This is a genomic window from Nocardioides sp. (assembly GCF_035429765.1).
Lineage (GTDB): Bacteria > Actinomycetota > Actinomycetes > Propionibacteriales > Nocardioidaceae > Nocardioides.
Genome location: NZ_DAOMFK010000249.1, coordinates 1 through 3855, shown reverse-complemented (window position 1 = coordinate 3855; position 3855 = coordinate 1). Strand labels below are relative to the sequence as shown.

Genomic DNA, 3855 nt, shown 5'->3' with positions numbered 1-3855 from the left:
CGGTTAGGTTGCGGGGGTGACCTCCCTGCGTCCGGTGTCCGGCCCGGCCCCCGAGATCGTGGCCGCGCTCGACGCCTGGCTCGCCCGGCCCGAGGAGCCGGAGCCGCTGGTGGTGGAGACCTCGGGCTCCACGGGCCGGCCCAAGCGGGTGGTGCTTTCGCGCCACGCGGTGCTGGCCTCGGTGCACGCCTCGGCCCGGCGGCTGGGGGCGCAGGGTCGCTGGCTGCTGGCCCTGCCCGCGTCGTACGTCGCCGGCGTCCAGGTCGTCTGCCGCTCCCTGGTGGCCGGCCACGCCCCCCTGCTCACCCCCACCTTCGCCGCCCCGGCGCGAACGGCGGGCGATCCGCCGCTGTTCACCTCGTTGGTGCCCACCCAGCTCTACCGGCTGCTGGACTCGCCCGAGGAGACCGCGGGCCTCCGCCGGCTGCACACGGTCCTGGTCGGTGGCGGCCCCGTCGACCAGGACCTGAGGGGCCGCGCCGAGGTGGCGGGCCTCCACGTGGTGGCGACGTACGGCGCCTCCGAGACCGCGGGCGGCTGCGTGTACGACGGCGTACCCCTCGACGGGGTGGCCGTGGCCCTCGCCGCGGACGGCCGGGTCCGGATCGGCGGGCCGACGCTCTTCGACGGCTACCAGGACGACCCTGGGCTCACCGCGGAGTGCCTCGTCGACGGCTGGTTCCTCACCGCCGACGCGGGCCGGCTCGACGAGGACGGCCGGCTGCAGGTGCTGGGGCGGCTCGACGACGTCGTGGTCAGCGGCGGGGTGAACGTGCCCACCCCGGCCGTGGCCGCGCGGCTGCGCGCCCACCCGGACGTGCGGGCGGTCGAGGTGGTCGGGGTGCCCGACCCGGAGTGGGGGCAGCGCGTGGTGGCCTTCGTGGTGGGTGACCTGACGACCGAGCAGGCGCGGGACTGGGTCGGCCAGGTGCACCCGCGCACCTGGGCGCCGCGCACCGTGGTCCATCTGCACGCCTTGCCGCTGCTAGACAACGGCAAGGTGGACCGGCTGCGGCTGCAGGAGCTGGCATGAGGGTCTGGTCAATCCCGCTGCGCACCCGGTTCCGTGGGATCACCGTCCGCGAGGGAGTGCTGCTGCGGGGCGAGGCCGGGTGGGCGGAGTGGAGTCCGTTCCTGGAGTACCCCCCCGAGGTCGCCGAGCCCTGGCTGCGCTGCGCCGAGGAGGCGGCCGCCGGCGACTGGCCCCCGCCGCTGCGGGACCACGTGCCGGTCAACGTGACCGTCCCCGCCGTCGGCCCCGCGCAGGCGCACGCGATCGTCCGCCGCGGCGGTTGCACGACGGCCAAGGTCAAGGTGGGTGAGCCGGGCCAGACCCTGGCCGAGGAGCAGGCCCGGCTCGAGGCGGTGCGGGACGCGCTCGGCCCCCGGGGTCTGGTGCGGATCGACGTCAACGGGCTCTGGGACGTCGACCAGGCGGTCGCCGCGCTGCGGGTGCTGGACCGGGCCGCGGGCGGCCTGGAGTACGTCGAGCAGCCGTGCGCCACGGTCGAGGAGCTGGCGGCGGTCCGGCGTGCCGTCGACGTCCCCGTGGCCGCCGACGAGTCGATCCGCCGCGCCGCCGACCCCTACCGGGTGCGTGACCTGGGCGCGGCCGACATCGCGGTGCTCAAGGTCCAGCCCCTGGGCGGCGTCCGCGCCTGCCTGCGGATCGCCGAGGACCTCGGTCTGCCGGTGGTGGTCTCCTCCGCGCTGGAGACCTCCGTCGGACTGGCGGCCGGGGTCGCGCTCGCCGCCGCGCTGCCCGAGCTGCGCCACGCCTGCGGCCTGGCGACCGGCCAGCTGCTCACCGACGACGTCGTGACGACCCCCCTGCTGCCGGTGGCCGGGGCCCTGCCGGTCACCCGTCCGGAGGTCGATCCCCGGGCCCTGGCCCGGGTCGCGGCCGGCGAGGACCGGGTCCGGCACTGGGCTGACCGGTTGGCCGAGGTGCACGCGCTGCGGCAGGATCGTCGCTCGTGAGCAACCCGTCCACCGAGCTGGCCCGCCGGGTCCTCCAGGCGCTGGTCGAGGCCGGCGTACGCGAGGTGGTGGTGTGCCCCGGCTCCCGCAACGCGCCGTTGTCCTTCGCGGCGTACGACGCCGCTGCGGCCGGCCTGGTGCGACTGCACACGCGGCTCGACGAGCGCACCGCCGGCTTCCTGGCACTGGGGCTGACCCGGGTGGGCGCCCGCGCCGCCGTCCTCACCACCTCGGGGACGGCCGTGGCCAACCTGCACCCGGCGGTCCTCGAGGCCGCGCACTCGGGACTTCCGCTCGTGGCCGTGACCGCGGACCGCCCGGGCCGGCTGCGCGGCACCAGCGCCAACCAGACCACCGACCAGGTCGGTGTCCTCGGCCCTGCGGCGCCGAGCCTGGACCTGTCCGCGCCGCTCGAGGCGACCCCGCTCGCCGCGCTGCTGGGGACCGCGACCCTCCCCGAGCCAGGGCCGTTCAGCCGCCCGGGAGGCGGGCCGGTGCACCTGAACGTGCAGCTCGACGAGCCGCTGCTGCCCGCGCCCGGGGACCGGTGGCTCCCAGACCTGCGCTCCCCGGACGTGCCCGGCACCACGAGCAGGCCGGAAGAGGGCCCTCCGGTCGAGGTGGTTCCGATCGGCCCGCGCACCGTGGTGGTGGCCGGGGACGACGCCGGACCGGGGGCCCGGATCCTGGCCGAGCGGGCGGGCTGGCCGCTGCTCGCGGAGCCGACGGCTGGGTGCCGCACCGGGGACCACGCGGTGCGCTGCTACCGGCTGCTCCTGGACGGGGAGCCGGGCCGGCGGATCGAACGGGTGCTGGTGTTCGGGCACCCCACCCTGAGCCGGCCGGTGTCCAGGCTTCTCGCCAGACCGGACGTCGAGGTGTGGGCGGCACCGACCCCGGGGATGTGGGCCGACCGGCCGTTCCCGGTGTCCGGCCCACTGACGCCGCGGCCCACCGTCGAGGCGCCCGACGACCCCGGCTGGCTGGAGGAGTGGCGCGCCGCGGACCGCCGTGTGGGCCAGCGGCTCGACGCCCTGCTGGCCGCCGAGCCGGGGCTGACGCCGTACGAGGTCGCCGGCGCGGTCAGTCGCGCCGTCCCTCCCGGCGGGCTGCTGCACGTGGGTGCCTCGAGCCCGATCCGCGACCTGGACCTGATGGTCGCGCCGTACGCCGTCGGCGACCGGCGCAAGGTCCTCGCCAACCGGGGGCTTGCCGGCATCGACGGCACCGTCTCCAGCGCCGTCGGCGCCGCACTCGGCCGCCGCTCCACCCGCGCGCTGGCGCTGATGGGCGACGTGACGTTCCTCCACGACTCGACCGGCCTGGTCCTCGGGCCCGACGAGCCACGCCCGGACCTGACGATCGTGGTCGTCAACGACGACGGCGGCTCGATCTTCGCGATGCTCGAGCAGGGCGACCCGGCGTACGCCGATCGCTTCGACCGGCTCTTCGCCACCCCGCACGGGGTGGAAGTGGGCAGTCTCTGCGCCGCCACCCGTACCCCCCACCGGCGGGTGGGCACCCTCGCCGAGCTCGAGCAGGCGCTCGCCAGCCCGCACGGCGGACTCGAGGTGGTGGAGGCCGTGGTACGCCGCGACGACCGGCGCGACCTCGACGCGCGCATCCGCGGGCTGGCCGGGGAGCCGGCACGCTGAGGGAGGTCGCCCTCCCCCTGGTGGCGCCGCTCCTACCCCGGGGTTGAGTTGCGCCCCGGGCCCCGTTGAGTGGCGCCCCGGACCCGGTTGAGTTGCGCCCCGGACCCGGTTGAGTTGCGCCCCGGACCCGGTTGGGTTGCGCCCCGCCCCCCGTTGAGTTGCGCCCCGGGCCCGGTTGAGTTGCGCCCCGGATCCGGTTGAGTTGCGCCCCGGACTCAGC

At 76.8% G+C, this 3855-nt stretch carries 3 protein-coding genes; all 3 read left to right on the top strand.

Annotation, left to right across the window (positions count from 1 at the left end):
* Positions 1-16 precede the first annotated feature (16 nt).
* Genes PLP61_RS15540 through menD form a run of 3 tightly spaced genes read left to right on the top strand, consistent with a single transcriptional unit; the run spans position 17 to position 3635 of the window.
* Entirely contained in the window at positions 17-1033 is a 1017-nt protein-coding gene (locus PLP61_RS15540) for an AMP-binding protein (RefSeq protein ID WP_324503665.1), read from the top strand.
* Positions 1030-1980 (top strand): o-succinylbenzoate synthase, encoded by a 951-nt coding sequence (locus PLP61_RS15535; RefSeq protein ID WP_324503664.1) that lies wholly within the window; start codon positions 1030-1032, stop codon positions 1978-1980. Before PLP61_RS15540 ends, PLP61_RS15535 begins: the two co-directional genes overlap by 4 nt.
* Positions 1977-3635: a 2-succinyl-5-enolpyruvyl-6-hydroxy-3-cyclohexene-1-carboxylic-acid synthase gene (gene menD / locus PLP61_RS15530; RefSeq protein WP_324503663.1), complete on the top strand. Its 1659-nt coding sequence runs from the start codon at positions 1977-1979 to the stop codon at positions 3633-3635. Before PLP61_RS15535 ends, menD begins: the two co-directional genes overlap by 4 nt.
* Positions 3636-3855: the final 220 nt, after the last annotated feature.

Bases quoted from the DNA above. Each gene is read 5' to 3' on its own strand.
- PLP61_RS15535 (WP_324503664.1), top strand. From the start codon at position 1,030: ATGAGGGTCTGGTCAATCCCGCTGCGCACCCGGTTCCGTGGGATCACC.